The organism is Pannonibacter indicus, assembly GCF_001418225.1.
Taxonomy (GTDB): Bacteria; Pseudomonadota; Alphaproteobacteria; order Rhizobiales; family Stappiaceae; genus Pannonibacter; species Pannonibacter indicus.
Genome location: NZ_LIPT01000002.1, coordinates 207,663 through 227,948, shown reverse-complemented (window position 1 = coordinate 227,948; position 20,286 = coordinate 207,663). Strand labels below are relative to the sequence as shown.

17 protein-coding genes, 1 tRNA gene and 1 pseudogene are annotated in these 20,286 nt (G+C 62.9%); 12 read left to right on the top strand and 7 right to left on the bottom strand.

Annotation, left to right across the window (positions count from 1 at the left end):
• The first annotated feature begins 138 nt into the window (after positions 1 to 138).
• The 9 genes and pseudogenes from ASC48_RS03980 (at position 139) to ASC48_RS03945 (ending at position 10,995) form a co-directional block, all read left to right on the top strand.
• A complete protein-coding gene (locus ASC48_RS03980; RefSeq protein ID WP_055454822.1) occupies positions 139 to 2,019 on the top strand; it encodes an extracellular solute-binding protein in 1,881 nt (626 codons plus the stop codon).
• A complete protein-coding gene (locus ASC48_RS03975; protein WP_055454508.1) occupies positions 2,016 to 3,950 on the top strand; it encodes an extracellular solute-binding protein in 1,935 nt (644 codons plus the stop codon). The genes ASC48_RS03980 and ASC48_RS03975 overlap by 4 nt, the downstream gene beginning before the upstream one ends.
• Positions 3,951 to 4,002: 52 nt before the next feature.
• Positions 4,003 to 5,118, top strand: a complete 1,116-nt coding sequence (locus ASC48_RS03970; RefSeq protein WP_019963744.1) for a microcin C ABC transporter permease YejB — start codon at positions 4,003 to 4,005, stop codon at positions 5,116 to 5,118.
• Positions 5,119 to 5,121: 3 nt separating this feature from the next.
• Positions 5,122 to 6,276 (top strand): ABC transporter permease, encoded by a 1,155-nt coding sequence (locus ASC48_RS03965; protein ID WP_055454507.1) that lies wholly within the window; start codon positions 5,122 to 5,124, stop codon positions 6,274 to 6,276.
• Positions 6,277 to 6,302: 26 nt separating this feature from the next.
• Positions 6,303 to 6,542 (top strand): hypothetical protein, encoded by a 240-nt coding sequence (locus ASC48_RS03960; RefSeq protein ID WP_141658864.1) that lies wholly within the window; start codon positions 6,303 to 6,305, stop codon positions 6,540 to 6,542.
• Positions 6,542 to 7,006, top strand: a complete 465-nt coding sequence (locus ASC48_RS03955) for a type II toxin-antitoxin system VapC family toxin (protein ID WP_055454505.1) — start codon at positions 6,542 to 6,544, stop codon at positions 7,004 to 7,006. Before ASC48_RS03960 ends, ASC48_RS03955 begins: the two co-directional genes overlap by 1 nt.
• Positions 7,007 to 7,010: 4 nt before the next feature.
• A pseudogene (locus tag ASC48_RS20320) lies at positions 7,011 to 7,808 on the top strand (ATP-binding cassette domain-containing protein); the annotation flags it as partial.
• A 24-nt stretch (positions 7,809 to 7,832) separates the two neighbouring features.
• Complete coding sequence (locus ASC48_RS20315) at positions 7,833 to 8,642, top strand: ATP-binding cassette domain-containing protein (protein ID WP_482809922.1); 810 nt, start codon at positions 7,833 to 7,835, stop codon at positions 8,640 to 8,642.
• A gap of 295 nt (positions 8,643 to 8,937) precedes the next feature.
• A complete protein-coding gene (locus tag ASC48_RS03945) occupies positions 8,938 to 10,995 on the top strand; it encodes a methyl-accepting chemotaxis protein (protein WP_055454503.1) in 2,058 nt (685 codons plus the stop codon).
• A 117-nt stretch (positions 10,996 to 11,112) separates the two neighbouring features.
• On the opposite strand, the gene ASC48_RS03940 is transcribed toward ASC48_RS03945, so the two are convergent.
• The 6 genes from ASC48_RS03940 to aroA form a co-directional block, all read right to left on the bottom strand.
• Entirely contained in the window at positions 11,113 to 12,330 is a 1,218-nt protein-coding gene (locus ASC48_RS03940) for a lytic murein transglycosylase (protein WP_055454502.1), read from the bottom strand.
• Positions 12,327 to 13,283, bottom strand: a complete 957-nt coding sequence (gene nudC, locus ASC48_RS03935) for an NAD(+) diphosphatase (protein ID WP_055454501.1) — start codon at positions 13,281 to 13,283, stop codon at positions 12,327 to 12,329. Before nudC ends, ASC48_RS03940 begins: the two co-directional genes overlap by 4 nt.
• 30 nt (positions 13,284 to 13,313) lie before the next feature.
• Positions 13,314 to 13,724 carry an HIT domain-containing protein gene (locus ASC48_RS03930; protein WP_055454821.1) on the bottom strand — a complete coding sequence of 137 codons (411 nt, stop codon included), beginning with the start codon at positions 13,722 to 13,724 and terminating at the stop codon, positions 13,314 to 13,316.
• 156 nt (positions 13,725 to 13,880) lie between these two features.
• Positions 13,881 to 15,578 carry a 30S ribosomal protein S1 gene (gene rpsA / locus ASC48_RS03925; RefSeq protein WP_055454500.1) on the bottom strand — a complete coding sequence of 566 codons (1,698 nt, stop codon included), beginning with the start codon at positions 15,576 to 15,578 and terminating at the stop codon, positions 13,881 to 13,883.
• 333 nt (positions 15,579 to 15,911) lie between these two features.
• A complete protein-coding gene (cmk, locus tag ASC48_RS03920) occupies positions 15,912 to 16,538 on the bottom strand; it encodes a (d)CMP kinase (RefSeq protein ID WP_050473402.1) in 627 nt (208 codons plus the stop codon).
• Positions 16,535 to 17,890, bottom strand: a complete 1,356-nt coding sequence (gene aroA, locus ASC48_RS03915; RefSeq protein ID WP_055454499.1) for a 3-phosphoshikimate 1-carboxyvinyltransferase — start codon at positions 17,888 to 17,890, stop codon at positions 16,535 to 16,537. Before aroA ends, cmk begins: the two co-directional genes overlap by 4 nt.
• A gap of 292 nt (positions 17,891 to 18,182) precedes the next feature.
• Between aroA and ASC48_RS03910 the strand changes: the two genes are divergently transcribed.
• The 3 genes from ASC48_RS03910 to ASC48_RS03900 all read left to right on the top strand — a co-directional run bounded on the left by ASC48_RS03910 (position 18,183) and on the right by ASC48_RS03900 (position 19,398).
• The gene (locus ASC48_RS03910) at positions 18,183 to 18,566 is read left to right on the top strand and encodes a TIGR02300 family protein (RefSeq protein ID WP_055454498.1); all 384 of its coding nucleotides are present in this window, start codon (positions 18,183 to 18,185) and stop codon (positions 18,564 to 18,566) included.
• 299 nt (positions 18,567 to 18,865) lie between these two features.
• A tRNA-Ala gene (locus ASC48_RS03905) sits at positions 18,866 to 18,941 on the top strand.
• A gap of 109 nt (positions 18,942 to 19,050) precedes the next feature.
• Positions 19,051 to 19,398 carry a cupin domain-containing protein gene (locus tag ASC48_RS03900; RefSeq protein ID WP_055454497.1) on the top strand — a complete coding sequence of 116 codons (348 nt, stop codon included), beginning with the start codon at positions 19,051 to 19,053 and terminating at the stop codon, positions 19,396 to 19,398.
• Between the two features lie 115 nt (positions 19,399 to 19,513).
• Here the strand turns inward: ASC48_RS03900 and ASC48_RS03895 are convergent, their stop codons facing one another.
• Positions 19,514 to 20,254, bottom strand: a complete 741-nt coding sequence (locus tag ASC48_RS03895; protein ID WP_082440002.1) for a FadR/GntR family transcriptional regulator — start codon at positions 20,252 to 20,254, stop codon at positions 19,514 to 19,516.
• Positions 20,255 to 20,286: the final 32 nt, after the last annotated feature.

Genomic DNA, 20,286 nt, shown 5'->3' with positions numbered 1-20,286 from the left:
GTCATCTCCCGTTTTACCCGGTGACGGCACGGCACATCGCCTTTTACTATAGCGGTGGTGGCGGCTGATTTGAGCCCGCGGCAGGCTGTATCCATCATGGACGGCTGGCCGGCGGACCGCTGGACAGGAGAACAGTTGATGACGCTAGCCCGCAAGGCTTCCTTCCCTGCATTGATGACAGCGGCGGTCATGACCATGGCTTGCTGGCAAATGAGCGGGGGGCAGGCAAGGGCTGCAGAGGAGCCGCAATGGCGCCACGCCACGGCACTCACCGGTGAACCGCGCTACGGGGCGGATGCCACCCACTTCAACTATGTCAATCCGGACGCCCCAAAGGGCGGTACGGTCAAACTGTCTTCCATCGGCGGCTTCGACAATTTCAACGTGCTCGCCCCGCGCGGCAATCTCGCGCCGGGCCTTGGCCTCATCTACGAAAGCCTGATGGAATCCTCGCTCGACGAGTATGACATCAGCTCGATGTATGGCGTCATTGCCGAAGCCATGCGCTATCCTGACGATTATTCCTGGGTCGAGTACCGGCTCAACCCCAAGGCCCGCTGGCAGGACGGCACGCCCATCACGGCGCAGGATGTGATCTGGTCCTTTGAAAAGGCGATCGAACTCAGCCCGCAGCAGAAGTTCTACTACAAGGACGTGAGCAAGGCGGAGGAACTGCCGGGCGGCGTCATCCGCTTCAGCTTTGCCTCTGCCGGCAACCGCGAACTGCCGCATACGGTCGGCCAGATCCTCGTCTTGCCGAAGCACTGGTGGGAAGGCACGGACGCGCGAGGCAACAAGCGCGACATTTCCCGCACCACGCTTGAGCCGCCGCTTGGCTCAGGTCCTTACCGGATGAAGAGCTTCGTCGCCAACCGCGAAGTTGTCTATGAGCGTGTCCAGGATTACTGGGGGGAAGACCTGCCGATCCGGGCAGGCACCAACAATTTCGATGAAGTCCGCTACATTTCCTTCCTCGACCGCACGGTTGCCTTCGAGGCTTTCAAGGGCGGCCAGTACGACTTCCACGTAGAGAACAGCGCCAGCGCCTGGCTGAAGAACTATGACTTTCCGGCTGTGCGCGATGGCCGCGTGGTGAAAGAGGAGTTCATTGACCACGGTTCGGGCCGGATGCAGGCCTTCGTGCCGAACCTGCGGCTGAAGAAGTTCCAGGATCCGCGCGTCCGCCTGGCGCTGAACTACGCCTATGACTTCGAAACCAGCAACACCATCATCTCCGGCGGGTTGAACAAGCGGATCAACTCCTATTTCGCCGGCACCGATGAACTGGAAGCCAAGGGCCTGCCCGAGGGCAAGGAGCTGGAGATTCTCGAAACCGTGCGCGACGAGGTGCCGCCGGAGGTCTTCACCACGCCCTATGTCAACCCGGTCGGGGGCTCTTCTGAAAAGGCGCGTGCCAACCTGCGCGAGGCGGTGAAACTGCTGCGCGAGGCAGGCTACAGCCTTCAGAACGGCAGGATGGTGGATGCACAGGGCACTCCGCTCTCCTTTGAGATGCTCTATTTCGACCAGGGCGCGGAGCGCACGCTGCTGCCCTATCAGCAGAATCTGCGGGACATCGGCATCACGATGACCTTGCGGGTCGTTGACATGCCCCAGTACATCAACCGCGTGAACAGCCGCGATTTCGAGATGACGACGCTGGTTTGGGGGCAGTCCCTGTCACCGGGCAACGAGCAGCGCAACATGTGGGGATCGGAAGCGGCTGACCGCGAGAATTCGCAGAATTACGCCGGCATCCGGAACCCGGCCGTCGACAAGCTCATCGACAGGGTCATTTTCGCCAAGGACCGCGAAGAGCTGGTGGCCGCCACACGGGCGCTGGACCGGGTGCTGCTCTGGAACCACTACGTGATCCCGCAATTCTACGCTGACGTGGACCGCACGGCCCGCTGGAACCGCTTCGGCCATCCGGACAACATGCCAGAGTTTACCTACGGGTTCCCAACGATCTGGTGGTATGACGCCAGCCTGGCAGCCAAGACGGGAGGTGCGCGATGAACCGGCATGACACCCTTTCCCGCCGTTCCGTTCTCAAGCTGGGCGCTTCGGCATCCGCGCTCGGTGTCCTGCCCTGGGGCGCTTCGGCCCTTGCGCAGGGGACAAGTCCTGCGGCAGCCGATGCTGCGGCCACTGCAGCAGCGGAAGCGGCGGCAAGGCCGGATTTGCGCCACGGCCTGTCGGTCTTTGGTGATCTGAAATATGCGCCTGATTTCACTGCATTTGATTATGTGAACCGGGATGCGCCGAAGGGCGGGCGGATCGTTTTCACGCCGCCGAGCTGGGCCTTCAACCAGAACCCGCAGACCTTCAACACCTTCAACACCTTCATCCTCAAGGGTGATGCGCCGCCGCGCATGGAAATGTGCTTCGACACGCTGATGACCCGGGCGCTGGACGAGCCGGATGCGGTCTATGGCTTGCTCGCTTCGGGCGTGGAAATTCTGGATGACGGCAACCGCTATGTTTTCCATCTGCGGCCCGAAGCCGTGTTCCACGACGGCTCGCGCCTGACGGCGGAAGATGTGGCCTTTTCCTTCAATCTACTGAAGGAGAAGGGCCATCCGCTGCTCGTCCAGATGCTGCAGGAGTTCACCTCCGCCAATGCGCTGGATGTGTCGCGGGTGGAGGTGATCCTCTCCGGCAATCACAGCCGCCAGCTGCCCCTGACCGTGGCCGGCCTGCCGGTCTTTTCCAAGCGCTACTACACGGCCTACGACTTCACCCAGTCGACGCTGACGCCTCCGCTTGCCTCCGGCCCCTACAAGGTGGGCCGCTACGAAGTCGGCCGTTTCATCGAATATGAGCGGGTGAAGGACTGGTGGGCCAAGGACCTGCCCGTCAGCGTGGGACAGGGCAATTTCGACGTGATCCGGCTGGAGTTCTTCCGGGAGCGTCAGGTCGCCTTCGAGGCCTTCAAGAAGGGCGTGATGACCTTCCAGGAGGAATTCACCGCCAGAACCTGGGCGACCGAATACAACTTCCCCGCTGTGCAGGACGGCCGGGTGGTGAAGAAGGAATTTCCCGACAACCGGCCGAGCGGGGCACAGGGCTGGTTCTTCAACACCCGCCTGCCGAAATTTGCCGATCCGCGCGTGCGTGAGGCGATTGGATTTGCCTTCGACTTCGAATGGTCGAACCAGAACCTCTTCCACGGCGCCTATACCCGCACCCAGTCCTTCTTCCAGAAGACGGAGATGATGGCCGAAGGCACGCCTTCGGCGGAGGAACTGGCGCTGCTGGAGCCTTTCCGTGCTGATCTGCCGGAAACCGTTTTTGAGGAAGCCGTCGTGGCGCCGGTCTCCGATGCGTCAGGCAATGACCGTAACCTGCTGCGCCGTGCCGCCGGCCTTCTGGCCGAAGCCGGGCTGAAGCGGGATGGCGGCACGCTGCTGGATGTGGATGGCAGGCCCTTCACCATCGAATTCCTCGACAATTCCTCCAGTTTTGACCGTGTGGTCCAGCCCTTCATCACCAACTTGCGCCGCCTCGGCATCGCGGCAACGTCCCGCGTTGTCGATCCGGCGCAGTATGAGTCGCGGTTGAACAGCTTCGACTTCGAGATGACGAGCCGCCGGTTTTCGCTGTCGCCGACGCTGGGCGAATCGGTCCGCAGTTTCTGGGGCAGCCGGGCCGCCACGACCAATGGCAGCTACAATCTGGCCGGCATCAGCAGCCCGGTCATCGATGCGCTGCTTGAAAAGGCCATCGGCGCAGCCACCCGCGAGGAGATGAACATCGCCGCGCGGGCGCTCGACCGGGTTCTGCGGGCCGGGCATTACTGGGTGCCGCACTGGTTCAAGCCTGTTCACACGGTGGCAATCTGGGATGTGTTCGGCTATCCCGATGAGCCGCCGTATTATGATTTTCCGGTGGAATCGACCTGGTGGTTTGACACCGAAAAGGCAAAGAAGATTGGCATGGGGGGCTGAGAGGCACTGACGCCTCGCATCCATTCCGGCACAAGGGCACAAGACCAGACACATGGGCGCCTATATTCTCCGCCGCTTGCTCCTCATGATCCCGACGCTTGTGGGGATCATGGCGATCAATTTCGTCATCATCCAGTTTGCCCCCGGAGGTCCGGTGGAGCGGGTCATTGCCCAGCTTTCGGGCACCGATGTTTCGGCCACATCGCGCATCAGCGGCGGTGGCGGCGGCGACTTCGGCGGTGCGGGCGGACAGGCGCAGGCCACCGCCGGCGACAGCGTCAGCTCGAAATACCGCGGTGCACAGGGGCTGGATCCCGATTTCATCAAGCAGCTCGAGGCTCAGTTCGGCTTCGACAAGCCGCCGCTGGAGCGGTTCCTCACCATGCTGTGGAATTATGCCCGCTTCGATTTCGGCGAGAGCTATTTCCGCGACATCCGCATCATTGACCTGATCAAGGAAAAGCTGCCGGTTTCCATGTCACTCGGCATCTGGATGACGCTGATTTCCTACACGATTTCCATCCCGCTCGGCATCCGCAAGGCGGTGAAGGATGGCTCGCGCTTCGATATCTGGACGTCAGGGGTGATCATCGTTGCCTATGCGATCCCCAGCTTCCTCTTTGCCGTGCTGCTGATCGTGCTGTTTGCCGGCGGCTCCTTCTACGACTGGTTCCCCTTGCGCGGCCTCACCTCCGACAACTGGGAACAACTGTCGCTCTTTGGCAAGATCGCGGATTACTTCTGGCACATGACCCTGCCGCTGGCCGCCATGGTGCTCTCCGCCTTTGCCACCACGACCCTGCTCACCAAGAACTCGTTCCTCGACGAAATCCGCAAGCAGTACGTGATCACCGCCCGTTCCAAGGGCTTGACAGAGCGCCAGGTGCTCTATGGCCACGTGTTCCGCAATGCCATGCTGATCGTGGTGGCGGGCTTCCCCGGCGCCTTCATCTCGTCCTTCTTCGCCGGATCACTGCTGATCGAGACTATCTTCTCCCTCGATGGTCTGGGGCTGCTCGGCTTTGAATCGGTCATCAACCGGGACTATGCGGTGGTCTTTGCGACGCTTTACATCTTCTCGCTCATGGGGCTTCTGGTGAACCTCCTCTCCGATCTCACCTACACCTGGATCGATCCCCGGATCGACTTTGAAAGCCGGGAGGTCTGAGCCATGGACAGCACCAGCACGGAATCCGCCTCTCCCGTGGCAGCGCCTGCCCCGCGCGGCCGCTTCTCCCTGTCGCCGATCAACCAGCGCCGCCTTGCCAATTTCCGGGCCAACCGGCGCGGTTACTGGTCACTCTGGATCTTCCTCGTGCTTTTCGGCCTGTCGCTCATTGCGGAGGTTCTGGTCAACGACAAGCCGGTGCTCGTCTCCTACAAGGGCGAGTTGCTGGCACCGGTTCTGATTGACTATCCGGAAGAGAAGTTCGGCGGATTTCTCGCCGTCACCGATTACCGCGATCCCTTCATTCAGGACGAGATCAGCGCCAATGGCTGGATGATCTGGCCGCCGGTACGCTATTCCTACCGGACGGTCAACCGCGACATTCCGGTGCCGGCCCCGGCGCCGCCCTCCTGGATGATGGACAAGGAGCAGCGCTGTGCCCGCTATCCGCTGGGTGCGGAAGATCCCGGCTGCACCATGGGCAACTGGAACTGGCTCGGCACCGATGATCAGGGCCGCGATATCCTCGCCCGCCTTGTCTACGGGTTCCGCATCTCGGTCATCTTCGGCTTCGTTCTCACCATTGCCTCCTCCGGTATCGGCATTGCCGCCGGTGCGGTGCAGGGCTTTTATGGCGGCTGGGTGGACCTGCTGTTCCAGCGTTTCATCGAGATCTGGAGCGCCATCCCAACGCTCTATCTCATCCTCATCATCTCTTCCGTGCTGATACCCGGCTTCTGGACCTTGTTCTTCATCCTGCTTGCCTTCTCATGGGTGTCGCTCGTGGGCGTCGTGCGGGCGGAATTCCTGCGCGGGCGGAACTTCGAATATATCGCCGCAGCCCGTGCGCTCGGCGTGTCCAACCGCACGATCATGTGGCGGCACCTTCTGCCCAACGCCATGGTGGCGACGCTGACCTTCATGCCCTTCATCCTCAACGGCTCGATCTCGACGCTGACGGCGCTGGATTTCCTCGGTTTCGGCCTGCCGCCCGGCTCCGCCTCGCTGGGCGAAATGCTGGCGCAGGGCAAGAACAACCTTCAGGCCCCGTGGATCGCCATCACCGGCTTCTTCGTCATCTCGCTCATGCTGAGCCTGCTGATCTTCATCGGCGAGGCGGTGCGCGACGCCTTCGATCCGCGCAAGAGTTTTGTGTGATAGACTTGCGCCAAAGGAGCTTGGCCATGAACAGGATCGTCAAGACAGGGTACCCGGTCGAGAACCTGCCAGAAGACCTGCGCGCAGGCCTTCCTGCCGGTACGCGTGTGCAGGTGACTGTAGAAGGACCAGGTCTTGAGCATCAGCAGGCCGGCCATAGTCTGGAGGCGCTTTTTGCGCAGGTTCCTGCGGGGCTTCGCTTGTCCTCTCAGGCTCTCGCAGAGGTCCTTGATGCCGAGCGCGACGGGTGGGGGCAGCAGAGCTGATGCTGCTTTACCTCGATACCATGGTGTTCATCAGCGCGATCGAGGGATTGGCTAACGATCCGGCCGCAGAATGCGTCCGGCAAGTCCTGCGTCTGGTCGCTCATAGGAAACTGAGTGCCGTGACGAGCGAGCTGACGCTTGCAGAGGTCTTGTCCTTCCGTTCAGCAGAGTTTGGTGCTGAAGACCGGAAATTGATCCGCTCCACCTACGAAACGCTTCTGATTGACAGTGGTTACGTTGCTCTCTTGCCTGTGCTGCGAGATCACATGTTTGTCGCAGCTGATCTCGCCACAAGTCTCTCGGCCAAGGTTCGTTTGCCGGACAGGCTTCATCTGGCGGCGGCTCTTTCAGCCAATGCAACGTATTTCATGTCTCTGGACCGGCGCCTGACGCCGCCTGCCCCATTGCAGAAGCTTGGCCTTGATGAGGCCGCTCTGACGATGTTGAGAACCCAAGGTGCCTGACCCAATGACCGACACGCCGCTTCTTTCCGTCAAGGATCTCTGCACCGCCTTTACGCAAGGTGGCGCGACCAGCCTTGCGGTCAACAAGGTGAGCTTCGATCTGCGGCCCGGCGAAACGCTGGCACTGGTGGGGGAAAGCGGATCGGGCAAGTCGGTAACGGCCATGTCGATCCTCAAGCTCCTGAACTATCCGGCCGCGTCCCATCCGGGCGGGACGGTCCATTTCAAGGGCAAGGAGCTTGTGTCAGCCAGCGAAGAGGAGATGCGCAAGCTTCGAGGTAACGACATTTCCATGATCTTCCAGGAGCCGATGACCTCGCTCAACCCGCTGCATACGGTGGAGCGGCAGATCGAGGAAATCCTCAAGGTCCATCGCGGCATGGGCGGCAAGGCCGCACGGGCGCGGGTGCTGGAACTGCTGACGCAGGTAGGCATTCCCGAGCCGGAGAGCCGCCTTGGCTCCTATCCTCATCAGCTGTCCGGCGGCCAGCGCCAGCGTGTCATGATTGCCATGACACTGGCCAATGAGCCTGAGCTCTTGATTGCCGACGAGCCAACCACGGCCCTCGACGTGACCGTGCAGGCGCAGATCCTGAAGCTCCTGAAGGACCTTCAAACGGCGCGCGGCATGGCCATGCTGTTCATCACCCATGACCTTGGCATCGTGCGCAAGATCGCCGACCGGGTCTGTGTGATGACGAAGGGCGAGATTGTCGAGCAGGGGCCGGTGGAAGAGGTGTTCCGTAATCCCCAGCACGCATACACCCGCCATCTGCTGGCTGCCGAGCCCAAGGGTGAGCCGCCTGCCGAGGACCTGAGCCGCCCGGTGGTGGTGGAGACAAAGGACCTGAAGGTGTGGTTTCCCATCCGCCGTGGCCTGCTGCGCCGCACCGTGGGGCACGTGAAGGCGGTGGACGGCATTGACCTCACCCTGCGAGAGGGGCAGACGCTGGGCATCGTCGGCGAAAGCGGCTCCGGCAAGACGACGCTGGGCCTTGCCATCCTGCGCATGATTTCCTCTCAGGGCGCCATCCGTTTCAAGGACAAGACCATCTCGGGCCTCTCCTGGGATGACATGCGCCCGCTGCGGCGCGACATGCAGATCGTGTTTCAGGACCCTTTCGGCGCACTCAGCCCGCGCATGTCGGTCGCTGATATCGTTGGCGAGGGACTGCAGGTGCATCAGCCGCGCCTGAACGAGGCAGAGCGGGACCGGATCGTTGCCAAGGCACTGGAGGAAGTGGGGCTCGATGCTGCCTCCCGCTTCCGTTATCCGCATGAGTTTTCCGGCGGCCAGCGCCAGCGTATTTCCATCGCCCGTGCCCTCGTGCTTGAGCCGAAATTCGTCATGCTGGACGAGCCGACGTCTGCCCTCGACATGAGCGTGCAGGCGCAGGTGGTGGATCTCCTGCGCGATCTGCAGATGCGGCGCGGCCTTGCCTATCTGTTCATCTCGCACGACCTCAAGGTGGTGCGGGCGCTGGCGAATGACGTCATCGTCATGCGCCATGGCAAGGTGGTGGAGGCAGGTCCGGCGACACAGGTCTTTACCAATCCCGCGTCCGACTACACCCGCGCCCTCATGTCCGCCGCCTTCAATCTGGAAACGGCCGATGCCGGAGTGGTGAGTGAGTGATACCGGTCCCCTGCGAGCTCGTCCCGCCGGGTGCAAATCCATGCTGCGTCCGGGTTTGCTTAAGGCGCTGAGCGCAGTGTCTCAAGTCCTTTGTAGAGTTGGTATTTTAGCCTAGGTATTTGTATTTACTCAGAGGTAGTTGGCCGGTTTTTTGTGCCATACAGGTTTATTTCGTCTGAAGTACCTCTTTTGGGCCGTTGTTATTCGATCGGGTTTACACTTTGTTATGCGCTATCCCTGAGAGTTGGGCTCTGTTTCCTTTTGGGAATGAGTCTGAGTTCGGGAGAGAACTGGCATGTTCGGGATGAAGCGCAGGCCGGAGGCAGCAATAGAGACGCAGAACCTGCCGGTGCCCAAGATGGAAGCCGCGGCAGAGCAGGGAGAGCACGCCGGGCCGCCCGTGCGCACGATTCGGACGGATGACAGCCTGTCCGGCCTCGCTGCGGCAGACCTTCAAATCAATGGCTCTGCGCCCCGTCTGGTTCTGGCCTATGTCTCGCCGAATGTAGACTTCCAGACCGTGATGAGCCGGCTGCAGTGCCTTGCGGAAGGGGCCATGGTCATCGGCACCACCACCGCAGGGGAATTGTGCGCCGAAGCGGGCGAAGGTGTTTACTGCAGTGCCTCGGGCAATTGGCGCTCTGTCGTGCTGCAGGTGTTCGGAGGTGCTCTCGTGGAGAAGGCCGAAGTCTTTGCCGTGCCGCTGCACAGCGAGGACCTGCGCGGCGGACAAAAGCCGCTGGACCGGGAAAGCCGCATTCATCGCATCATGTCCGGCCTGGAAAACGTGCGCCCCTCTTTCCCGCTGGAGGCCAGATCTGCCTTTGCGCTGACCTTCATCGACGGCCTGTCGCTCTCCGAAAACTACTTCATGGAAGCGGTCTACCGCACCCGGCGGTACCCTTGCTGCTTCATCGGCGGTTCGGCCGGCGGCACGCTGGACTTCAAGACCACGCGGCTTTTTGACGGAAAGCGTGTGCTGGAGAACCATGCTGTCGTCGTCTTCATCAAGGTTGCCGACGCCTACCGTTATGGTGTGATGCGCAGCCACAACTTCCGCAAGACACAGACCCGTTTTGTCGTTGTGGATGCCGACATGGACCGGCGCACGGTGAGCGCGGTGATGGACCCGGCCTCAGGCCAGACCATTTCCCTTGTCAGAGCCCTGTCGCATGCCCTTGGTGTCAATCCGGACGGGCTGGAAAAGGCGCTGCAGAACCGCACCTGCGGCGTGGAGATCGGCGGTGAGGTTTTCGTCCGCTCGATTTCCGGTATCGATCTTCAGAACGAAGTCATCACCTTCTACTGCGACATTGCGCCGGGTGATGCGCTCTACCTCCTGGAAGCAACAGGCTTCATCGAGCAGACCCGCCGGGACATCGGCCAGTTCCTGTCCGGCAAGCCGAAGCCGGTTGCGGTGATGATGAACGACTGCATCCTGCGGCGCCTGTCCAATGGCCCGGAGCTGCGCAATGCCACGGGGCTTTGGCCTGCGCCGGTCGCCGGGTTCTCGACATTCGGCGAGCTTCTGGGCGTTAACATCAACCAGACGCTTGTTGCTCTCGTCTTCTTCGAGAACGACGGCCGCAGCTGGAAGGACGAGTTCATCGACAACTTCCCCATCCACTACGCCAGCTTCGTCGAGTACTTCACCCGCCGCCGCCTCAATCAGGTGCAGGTGTTGAATATGCTGCGTTCGCAGGTGGTGGATGACATTGCCCATTACCTGGGGGCCTCCAGCCGGATCGAAAATGTCTTGGCGGAGGTGTCGGAAGTTGGCAACGTGATCAACAACATCCGCGGTGCCATGGCGGTTGATAGCGAGACTGCGGAGGGCGCGGGGGAAGACAAATCCGCTCAGCTCGCCAGTAAGTTCGGCAGTGTGGCTGAATCGCTCAACTCCCTGCGCCAGGTGCTCGGGATCATCGACAACATCACCGCTCAGACCAACCTTCTCGCCCTCAACGCCACCATCGAGGCGGCCCGTGCGGGAGAAGCAGGCAAAGGCTTCAGCGTGGTGGCCGGGGAAGTGAAGAAGCTCGCCAATGACACCAAGGCTTCGCTTGGCCACACCCAGAAGGCCATTGGCGATATCGAGGTGTCACTCGGCGAGCTGGGCGGGATCATCGATGCCACCCGTGACCAGTTCGCACGCGAGGGCGAACGGTACAAGCAAATTGTTTTACGGGTGGATGAGGTGTTCGCTCAGGCCGGCAACATCGAACGCTCACTGCATGACTTGACCGAAATCAGCCAGATGCACCAGCAGGGCTCTGCACAGGTCATGGACCGCATCGCATTCCTCAAGCGTCTCGACGAGACCAGCGAGGGGCGAAATGCCAAATCCAGGTGACGCTTGAGTCATCGGGATTTGGTCCAGCCCGTGCGGTGTATGAGCATGCTCAAGGCGTGATGTGTAAGTATCTCACGGCCCTGGTACAATACGGCGGGGTGAGGGAGGCTATCTCTCTCACTCCAGCCAGCATGTTGCAGTGCGGCCAGCTCTTTCCTGCATCATGCCAAGCGACCGGCGGGTCTTGAAGCCGATGAGGCCGTCGGGCTTGCCGACGTCATAGCCTGCCTTCTGCATCTTCAGCTGAAGGTCGCGCACGGCGCCGCGGGACAGATGCGGCGTGGGGTCCCAGTTCGCGGCAAAGCCCTCGTCGCGGCCATAGCGGTCGGCGAGGTGTCCGACAAAGAGGGCGTAGACATCGCTCTCGTTATAGGCCTTCAGCACATAGAAGTTTGCCGTCGCCAGAAAGGCCGGGCCATGGCGCCCGGCGGGCATCAGGATATTGGCGGACTTGCCGAGTTCGGCCTTGGGAAATTCGCGCCCGCGCACCCGGGTGACGCCCTCGCGGACAAAGCGGGAGATCGCCTGCTGCTGGTCCGGCCCCTCTCGGGAACAGGAGACGGACGGCGGCAGGACCACCTCATAGCCCCAGTCGCGGCCGCGCTCCCAGCCGTGCTGGCTGAGATAATTGGCGATGGAGGCCAGCGTGTCGGGCACGGAGCGCCAGATGTCGCGGCGGCCGTCGCCATCGAAATCGACGGCATATTTCAGGAAGGATGAGGGCAGGAACTGCGGCTGGCCCATGGCTCCGCCCCAGGAGCTTTTCAGTTCAGCGCGGGTGATATGACCATCGGCAAGGATCTGCAGCGCGGCCACCGTCTCACCCAGAAAGAATTCCCGCCGTTCGCCCATGAAGGCGCGGGTCGCCACCACGCGCAGGCCGTCATGCGGGATCTTCGCCGCGCCATAGCCGGTCTCCCGGCCCCAGATGGCGACGATGATCCGCGCTGGAACGCCATAGCGCGCTTCCACCGCCTTCAGGGTGGCGCCATGTTTCTGCATCAGGCTGCGGCCCGGACCTGCCAGTGCGCGGAACTGCTTATCCTGAAAATAGCCGCCGGGGGCCTTGAACTCGGCCTGGAAATTGACGGCAGGCGGGGCTTCCGGCCGGTCCGGGCGGCTGAGGCCAGGCAACTTTTCATCCGGCGTCAGGCCGGCGAGTTCCCGGTCGATCACGGATTGCGGAACGCCGGCGGCGCGGGCGGCAGGCGCCACCTTGCCGGACAGGAAGGCACGGAACTCGGCCTCATAGGCGGCCTGTACCGGGCAGAGGGCGGCAAGAAGCGCAGAAAGCGGCAGAAGTGCAGAAAGGAGCCTGCGGTGAACCAGTCTCATGCGCCTTCCTCCGCCAGCCAGCCTGCGATCAGCTGATGGGCAATGGAGATGGGCGGCGGGGTGCGGTGGCCGAGTGGATGGGTGCCGGCCATCATCTGGCGGACTTCTGCCCGGTCACACCAGCGGCAGGCTTCCAGCTCGTCCTGCTCGAAGGCAATTTCATCCGTCAGCGCCTTGCCCGTGCAGCCCAGCATCAGGTTGGCGGGGAAGGGCCATGGCTGATTGAGCACAATGGAGACATCACCCACACGGATGCGCGTTTCCTCGTAAGTCTCGCGCCGCACCGCGTCTTCGATGGTCTCGCCCGGCTCCATGAAACCGGCCAGGACGGTGAAGATGCCTTCCGCAAGGCGCGGCGGGCGGCCCAGCAGCACCTTGTCTCCATGGGTGATGAGCATGATCACCACCGGATCCGTGCGCGGGAAATGCATGGCTCCGCAGGCCGGGCAATCGCGCCTGTAGCCTGCCTCTGCCATGACGCTTTTCTGGCCGCAGCGCGAGCAGAAACGGTGGCTCATGTGCCAGTGCACAAGTGCACGCGTCTGCGCCAGCGCGCTCAGATCGGCCTCCGGCAGATCGGCGCGGACGGCCAGGCTGCGCAGATCGATGACCTCGAGATCCGGCCGCAGTTCCAGTTCCTCGTCCGTGCCGGTGCAGGCGAAGGCGAACAGCGGACGGCGCTCATCCCCTTCCAGATCCAGCAGAATGGCCTCCGCCGGATCAAAACCCAGCCGGCCGGCACCGGCCCGGCCATGGCGGATCGAGGGCGCGCCACCCTCACGGGTCAGCACCAGCTTTCCTGCAGTGGAGGCTACGAACCGGGCATCGGGCCGGGTCATCTGTTCGATGAGCCACTCCGTCTTGCCGCGCAGCTCCGAACAGCGGTCCAGCGGGTTCACGGTAAAGCTCATGCCGGCCGGTGTGTTTGCCAGGGCCACAGCGTCAGATGCCATCGGTTCAGTCTCCCTCGGAAATGCTTCGGCTCAGACTTCCAGCGCGGAGCGCAGACGGTTGATCAGATCTTCCGCGACGCCCGGTTCATACGGCTTTGCCGGAACGGCGCCCCACACCGGGCCGGGCCAGGCCGGGTCCTCGTGGAATCTGGCAATGATATGCAGGTGGAGCTGGGAGACCATGTTGCCAAGGGCGCCGACATTCAGCTTTTCGCAGACCGTGATGGCGCGCAGCGCCTCGCTGACACGGGCAATCTCACGCATCAGCTGCAGCCGGTCCTCTTCGGAAAGATCGATGATCTCAATCAGGTCGCTGTGGCGCGGCACCAGCAGTACCCAGGGATAATTGGCATCCTTCATCAGCCGCACTGCGCACAGCGGCAGATCGGTCACGTGCAGGCTGTCGCCTTCAAGGCGGGGATTGAGGTCAAAGCGGATCATGAGCGTCCCGGCGTCCTTCCAGCGCCCCGGCATCCGGGGCAGAGGCGGCAGACTACACGCGCCGTTCCGTCTTGGCGAGAGATGCCCCCGCACAAACAAAACGCCCCGGCTTTTGACCGGGGCGCTCCAGTTTCAGGTCAGGTGACCGGACGGGGATCAATCCTCGTCGCGGGCCTTCAGAGCGGCGCTCAGGATGTCGCCGAGCGAGGCGCCCGTGTCGGAAGAACCGTACTGTGCCACGGCTTCCTTCTCCTCGGCGATTTCAAGCGCCTTGATGGAGACGGAGATGCGGCGGCTCTTCTTGTCGAACTGGGTGATGCGGGCGTCGAACTTGTCGCCAACCGAGAAACGCTCGGGGCGCTGGCCGTCGCGGTCGCGGGCCAGATCGGCGCGGCGGACGAAGGTGGTCAGATCGCTGTCCGCAACCTTCACTTCCAGACCGCCATCCTTCACTTCGATGACTTCACAGGAGACGATGGCGTTCTTGCGCAGTTCGCCAGCGGCGCCAGCTTCGAACGGATCACCGCCGAGCTGCTTGATGCCGAGCGAGATACGCTCCTTCTCCACGTCCACGTCGAGCACCACGGCCTTGACCATGTCGCCCTTCTTGTATTCCTCGATGACCTGCTCGCCCGGACGGTTCCAGTCGAGGTCGGAGAGGTGCACCATGCCGTCCACGTCGCCTTCGAGGCCGATGAACAGACCGAATTCGGTCTTGTTCTTGACTTCGCCTTCGACTTCCGTGCCGACCGGGAAGCGTTCTGCGAAAGCATCCCACGGGTTCTGCAGGGTCTGCTTGAGACCGAGCGAGATGCGGCGCTTGACCGGATCGACCTCCAGGACCATGACGTCAACTTCCTGAGAGGTCGAAACGATCTTGCCCGGATGGACGTTCTTCTTGGTCCAGGACATTTCGGACACGTGGATCAGGCCTTCGATGCCCGGCTCCAGCTCGACGAACGCACCGTAGTCGGTGATGTTGGTCACGCGGCCCGAGAACTTGGCGCCGATCGGGTACTTGGCTTCGATGCCATCCCACGGATCAGTTTCAAGCTGCTTCATGCCGAGGCTGATGCGGTGCGTGTCCTGGTTGACGCGGATGATCTGCACGCGGACGGACTGGCCGATGGTGAGAACTTCCGACGGGTGGTTGATGCGGCGCCATGCAATGTCGGTGACATGCAGCAGGCCGTCGATGCCGCCGAGGTCGACGAACGCACCGTAATCGGTGATGTTCTTGACCACGCCTTCCACGGTCTGGCCTTCTTCCAGGCTCTGCACCAGCTCCGAACGCTGCTCGGCGCGGGTCTCTTCCAGCACGACGCGGCGGGACACCACGATGTTGCCGCGGCGCTTGTCCATCTTCAGGATCTGGAACGGCTGCGGGGTGTGCATCAGCGGGGTGACATCGCGCACCGGGCGGATATCGACCTGCGAACGCGGCAGGAAGGCAACGGCGCCATCCAGATCGACGGTGAAGCCGCCCTTGACCTGGTTGAAGATCTGGCCGGTGACCTTCTCGCCCTTCTCGAACGACACTTCGAGACGGACCCAGCTTTCTTCGCGGCGCGCCTTTTCGCGCGACAGCACGGCTTCGCCGAGAGCGTTTTCGACGCGCTCGAGATAGACCTCGACCTCGTCGCCAACCTTCAGGTCGCCATCACGGCCCTTGACGCCGAATTCCTTCATAGGAACGCGGCCTTCGACCTTCAGACCGACGTCGATGACGGCGAGGTCCTTCTCGATGGCAACGATGATGCCCTTGACGACGGACCCTTCATAGAGGTCGTTCGTGGTGAAGGACTCGTTCAGAAGGGCGGCGAAATCCTCGGTGGAGGGGTTCATTGCAGACATAAAAACTCCTGGTGCCATTGCTGGCGTCGCCGGCTGGGCTGGTGTTGATCATGGACCCCCATTCCTTCCGGGACACCACCGCGAGGCGGCATCCTTCCACGCAGAACCTGCCCCAAAAGCAGACCCGGCGCGGGCCGGCGGACGGAAGGCGGAAATCCGTAACGTCCTTGGTCCAGGCACTGCATCAGCGGCTGCCCGAACCGGAATTCCTTCATGCGGCCCATGCCGGCGGAGAGGGGGGCTGACCCGCCTGCCCGTCACAAGGCTGCCTGTTTGATCAAACCGAAATCCCGCTCTCCGGCACGGCCGGGCGGGTCTTTCCGAGGCTCCTGATCAGGATGCCCGGGCGGAGGTGACGATATCCACAGCCGCCTGGAACGCCGTCTCTATACCCATTCCGGTCGTATCTAGCAAGTGCGCACCGTCAGCCTGGCGCAGCGGAGCGACGGTTCTGTTCATGTCCCGCTCGTCCCGGCGCTTCAGATCCTCCAGCACGGAGGCGAATTCCGCCTCCTTGCCCTGCGAGAGGATTTCCGCCGTGCGGCGCTTGGCACGCGCCTCGGGGGCGGCGGTGACATAGAGCTTCACATCCGCATCCGGGCAGACCACCGTGCCGATGTCGCGCCCGTCCAGAACCGCACCGGGAGGGGTCTGGGCAAAGGCGCGCTGCAGGCGGACGAGTTCATCCCTGAGGCCCGGCAGCACGGCAATGCGCGAGGCGGCCTCGCCAACCTCATGGGCGGAGAGGGCGCTGCGGTCCATGTGGCCAAGGTCAAGGCGCCCGGCAATATCGACGGCCACCTTCTCGTCCCCGAGCGGCAGGCCCTGCGCCAGAAGCGCTGCGGCAACCGCCCGGTAGGTGAGGCCGGTGTCCAGATGCCGCAGGCCGAAATGGGCGGCGAGGCGGCGGGCAAGCGTGCCCTTGCCGGAAGCAGCGGGTCCGTCGATGGCGATGATCATGCGCGGGCGTCCTCCAGCTCGCTGATGTCTGCACCAAGGCCTGCAAAGAGGCTGGTGAAGGTGGGGAAGCTGGTGGCGATCACGGCGCCGTCGTCCACCGTCACGGCCTTGCTGCTGGCAAGACCGAGCACGAGGAAGCTCATGGCGATGCGGTGGTCGAGATGGGTCGTCACGATGCCGCCGCCAATGCCGGAGGCGCCGCCGGTCACGGTCAGTTCGGCCTCGCCTTCCTTGCAAGGAATGCCGTTGGCTTCCAGCCCGCGCGCCACGGCGGCCAGACGGTCGGATTCCTTCACGCGCAGCTCTTCAAGGCCGGGCATGTGAGTATCCCCTTCGGCAAAGGCCGCTGCCACGGCGAGCACCGGATACTCGTCGATCATGGACGGCGCGCGGTTCGCGGGGACGGTGACGCCCTTCAGCTTGCTTGCCCTGACGCGGATGTCGCCGACGCGCTCACCGCCCGCCATGCGCTCGTTCTCGATGGTGATGTCGCCGCCCATCTCGATCAGCGTGGTGATGAGGCCGGTGCGGTGCTCGTTCAGCAGCACGTTTTCCACCGTCACGTCGGAGCCGGGCGTGATCAGCGCGGCGACGATCGGGAAGGCGGCAGAGGAGGGATCGCCCGGCACGTCGATGGCCTGCGCCTTCAGCTCCGGACGGCCCTTGAGGCGGATGATGCGGGCGCCCTGCTCGTCCACGGTCACGGAGATATCGGCGCCGAAACCGGCGAGCATCTTCTCGGTGTGGTCGCGGGTGGCGATGGGCTCGATCACGACCGTTTCGCCCGGCGTGTTGAGGCCGGCCAGCAGCACGGCCGACTTCACCTGCGCCGAAGGCATTGGCACGCGGTAAGTGATCGGCAGCGGCATGCCGGCGCCGCGGATGGACAGCGGCAGCCGGTCCCCGGCGCGGGCGACAACCTGCGTGCCCATCTGGCGCAGCGGGTCGAGCACGCGGCCCATGGGGCGGCGGGACAGGGAGGCATCGCCGACGAAGGTGGCGGCAATCGGATGGGTGCCGAAGATGCCCATGGTCAGGCGCACGCCGGTGCCGGCATTGCCGAAGTCGATCACGTCTTCCGGCTCCAGCAGGCTGCCGAGGCCAACACCGTCGATGTGATAGGTGCCGCTCTCATCCTTGTGGATGCGTGCACCGGCCGCGCGCATGGCGCCGGCGGTGTTCAGCACGTCCTCGCCCTCCAGCAGGCCGGTCACGGTGGTGCGGCCGACAGCCAGGGCGCCGAACATCAGCGAGCGGTGCGAGACGGATTTGTCCCCCGGCACGCGGATGCGGCCCGTGAGGGCGGAAGCGGCGCGCGAACGCAAGGGGCGGGGCGTCGAAGCGTGAGACATGGTCAATTCCGGAAGTTGCGGAGCCTGAAAATTGGTCACTCCTAACACGGGTCCATGCCCCCGTCATCCGCGAGTGCGGGATGGCACGAATTTTTGCTTGCGCAGCGCCTGAGAATGCTTCAGTCAACGAGGCCGGTCATTTGGCTTTGACATGAGGGCGCGCCGCATTTAAGGGCCGCGCCTTGAGCAAGACGGCCCCGGCGTTTGCGGACTGGACAGAGGCGTTCCAGCCCGGAAGTGCCGGAGACAGTATTTTGGACAAACCCTCGAGCACGAACAAAGGGTAAGCACGGTGGCAAAACCTGAACTCGGCACAAAGCGGCTGTGCCCTAGCTGCGGCGCCAAATATTACGACCTGAACCACAACCCCATCACCTGCCCCAAGTGCGGCACCCTGTTCGACATCGTGTCGAGCAGCCGCGCTGCCAAGGCTTCCCGCGTCGTCCAGCAGGAGGACGAGGACGAGGATGAAGAGGATCTGGTGGCTCCCGAGCTGGTCTCCCTGGAAGAGGCTGATGCCGAGGTCGAGGGCGATATCGTTCCGGATCTGGACGATGACGACGACGCGGCCATCGACGATGACGCCGATGACGATGTTTTCATCGAGGACGAGGAAGACGAAGACGAAGCCGTCCCGGGCATCGTTGTCGAGATGGACGACGATACCGACCGCTGAGACCGGCGACTGTTGAAATGGGCATCCGGTGAGCTGCTGCTGCCGGACCCTTATTCTCCAGTCTTCAAGGGGGCGGGGCTGCAGGCCATCGGGGCAACCGGTGCGCCAGAGCCTCGCCCTTGCTGTTCCGGGCCTTCGCCGGCTCACGGATGCGCAGATTTCTGCGCGGCTTTTCAAGGGGTTGAGTTGTCCACAGGCGGTTTTTGATTTTTCTGGCGAAAGCCTCTTGATCAATTCGAAGACCCCCTCTATAACCCGCCTCCACAGACGCCGGTGACCCAAGCCGGTTCAAAAGTTTCGGGGCCATAGCTCAGTTGGGAGAGCGCTTGAATGGCATTCAAGAGGTCGTCGGTTCGATTCCGATTGGCTCCACCACTTCGAGGGTGACCTCGGCGAGGCAGGTTCAGGAAACTGAACCTGCCTTTTTCGTTTTCCCGTCCTGTGCCATGGTCCGGAACCGTCTTCGGAAATGCAGCGAGGCCGCATGAAGCACTTTCTTCCGCTCGATCTGGATCAGCTGACGCCGGAGCACGATGCGCCGGCCCCCGAAAAGGTAATCTCGGGGGAGCCGCGCTTCACCACCTGGCTGCTCGAGACCCGCGATGGTGAGCGGCAGTTCACCGGCGCCTGGGAATCAACGCCGGGCGCCTGGCGTGTCTCCTATGATGAATGGGAGTTCTGCACGATCCTGTCCGGCCATTCCCGCCTGACCGATGCGGAAGGTTCTGTGCGCGATCTGAAGACCGGCGACAGCTTCATCATCCAGCCCGGCTTTTCCGGCATCTGGGAGGTGATTGAAACCACCCGCAAGCTGTTCGTCATCCGTTTGTGATACCAGCTCCCGGTGAGCTTGGCGCACCGGGAGCTGATCAAGCCCGTGCAGCGCCTGAGCAATCCCGAGGCGAGATGCGTCATCATCGAAAGCCTTGGCATAAGAGTATCTGACTTCACGCAGAGGCGTCTGCGGCTTCCTGTCTGGCGCTGGGCAGCACGCGGTCGCGGCCGATGATGATGACGCGCTCCATGGCCTTTGCAGCAGCCTGAGGGTCGCGCTGGCCGATGGCATCAGCAATGGCGCGGTGCGTGCCGGCGGTTTCGGCAAAGCCTTCGCGGCTGCCCGTGGGAGAGCTGAGGCGGAAAATGCTGACAAGGGCCGCGCCAATGAGGCTGCCGACCGAACTCATGAACGGATTGCGCGAGGCTTCCAGCACGGCCAGATGGAACTTCATGTCGGCTTCGGCGAAGGCGCGGGCGTCTTCCGCGTCGCGCATGGCATCGGTCAGCCGGTGCAGGGTGCGGATGTCATCGTCACTGGCATTGAGGGCGGCCATGGACGCGGCCGCTGGCTCCAGCGCCAGCCGCACATCGGACAGATGATTGAAGAGGGCGGCATCGACGCCGCCGCTGAAGTGCCAGCTCAGCACATCGCCGTCGAACAGGTTCCAGAACTTGCGGTCGGTGACCTTGGTGCCGATGCGCGCGCGGGCCTGCACCATGCCCTTGGCGGCCAGTGTTTTCATGGCCTCGCGCAGCACGGTGCGCGACACCTGAAAGCGCTCGGCCAGCTCATTGTCACCCGGAAGAACGGCGCCGGAAGGGTATTTCCCGTCCACGATTTCCCGGCCCAGCACATCCACCACGCGCCCATGGCTGTTGCGCGGGGAGAAATTTGCGATACTGGGCTCCATCACGTTCATGTCCGGTTCCCAAGGCCCCCCGG

What these genes read in the sequence shown, in the direction of transcription:
- ASC48_RS03980 (WP_055454822.1), top strand. Translation starts at nt 139, where the DNA reads ATGACGCTAGCCCGCAAGGCTTCCTTCCCTGCATTGATGACAGCGGCG.
- ASC48_RS03975 (WP_055454508.1), top strand. Translation starts at nt 2,016, where the DNA reads ATGAACCGGCATGACACCCTTTCCCGCCGTTCCGTTCTCAAGCTGGGC.
- ASC48_RS03970 (WP_019963744.1), top strand. Translation starts at nt 4,003, where the DNA reads ATGGGCGCCTATATTCTCCGCCGCTTGCTCCTCATGATCCCGACGCTT.
- ASC48_RS03965 (WP_055454507.1), top strand. Translation starts at nt 5,122, where the DNA reads ATGGACAGCACCAGCACGGAATCCGCCTCTCCCGTGGCAGCGCCTGCC.
- ASC48_RS03960 (WP_141658864.1), top strand. Translation starts at nt 6,303, where the DNA reads ATGAACAGGATCGTCAAGACAGGGTACCCGGTCGAGAACCTGCCAGAA.
- ASC48_RS03955 (WP_055454505.1), top strand. Translation starts at nt 6,542, where the DNA reads ATGCTGCTTTACCTCGATACCATGGTGTTCATCAGCGCGATCGAGGGA.
- ASC48_RS03945 (WP_055454503.1), top strand. Translation starts at nt 8,938, where the DNA reads ATGTTCGGGATGAAGCGCAGGCCGGAGGCAGCAATAGAGACGCAGAAC.
- ASC48_RS03940 (WP_055454502.1), bottom strand. Translation starts at nt 12,330, where the DNA reads ATGAGACTGGTTCACCGCAGGCTCCTTTCTGCACTTCTGCCGCTTTCT.
- nudC (WP_055454501.1), bottom strand. Translation starts at nt 13,283, where the DNA reads ATGGCATCTGACGCTGTGGCCCTGGCAAACACACCGGCCGGCATGAGC.
- ASC48_RS03930 (WP_055454821.1), bottom strand. Translation starts at nt 13,724, where the DNA reads ATGATCCGCTTTGACCTCAATCCCCGCCTTGAAGGCGACAGCCTGCAC.
- rpsA (WP_055454500.1), bottom strand. Translation starts at nt 15,578, where the DNA reads ATGTCTGCAATGAACCCCTCCACCGAGGATTTCGCCGCCCTTCTGAAC.
- cmk (WP_050473402.1), bottom strand. Translation starts at nt 16,538, where the DNA reads ATGATCATCGCCATCGACGGACCCGCTGCTTCCGGCAAGGGCACGCTT.
- aroA (WP_055454499.1), bottom strand. Translation starts at nt 17,890, where the DNA reads ATGTCTCACGCTTCGACGCCCCGCCCCTTGCGTTCGCGCGCCGCTTCC.
- ASC48_RS03900 (WP_055454497.1), top strand. Translation starts at nt 19,051, where the DNA reads ATGAAGCACTTTCTTCCGCTCGATCTGGATCAGCTGACGCCGGAGCAC.
- ASC48_RS03895 (WP_082440002.1), bottom strand. Translation starts at nt 20,254, where the DNA reads ATGGAGCCCAGTATCGCAAATTTCTCCCCGCGCAACAGCCATGGGCGC.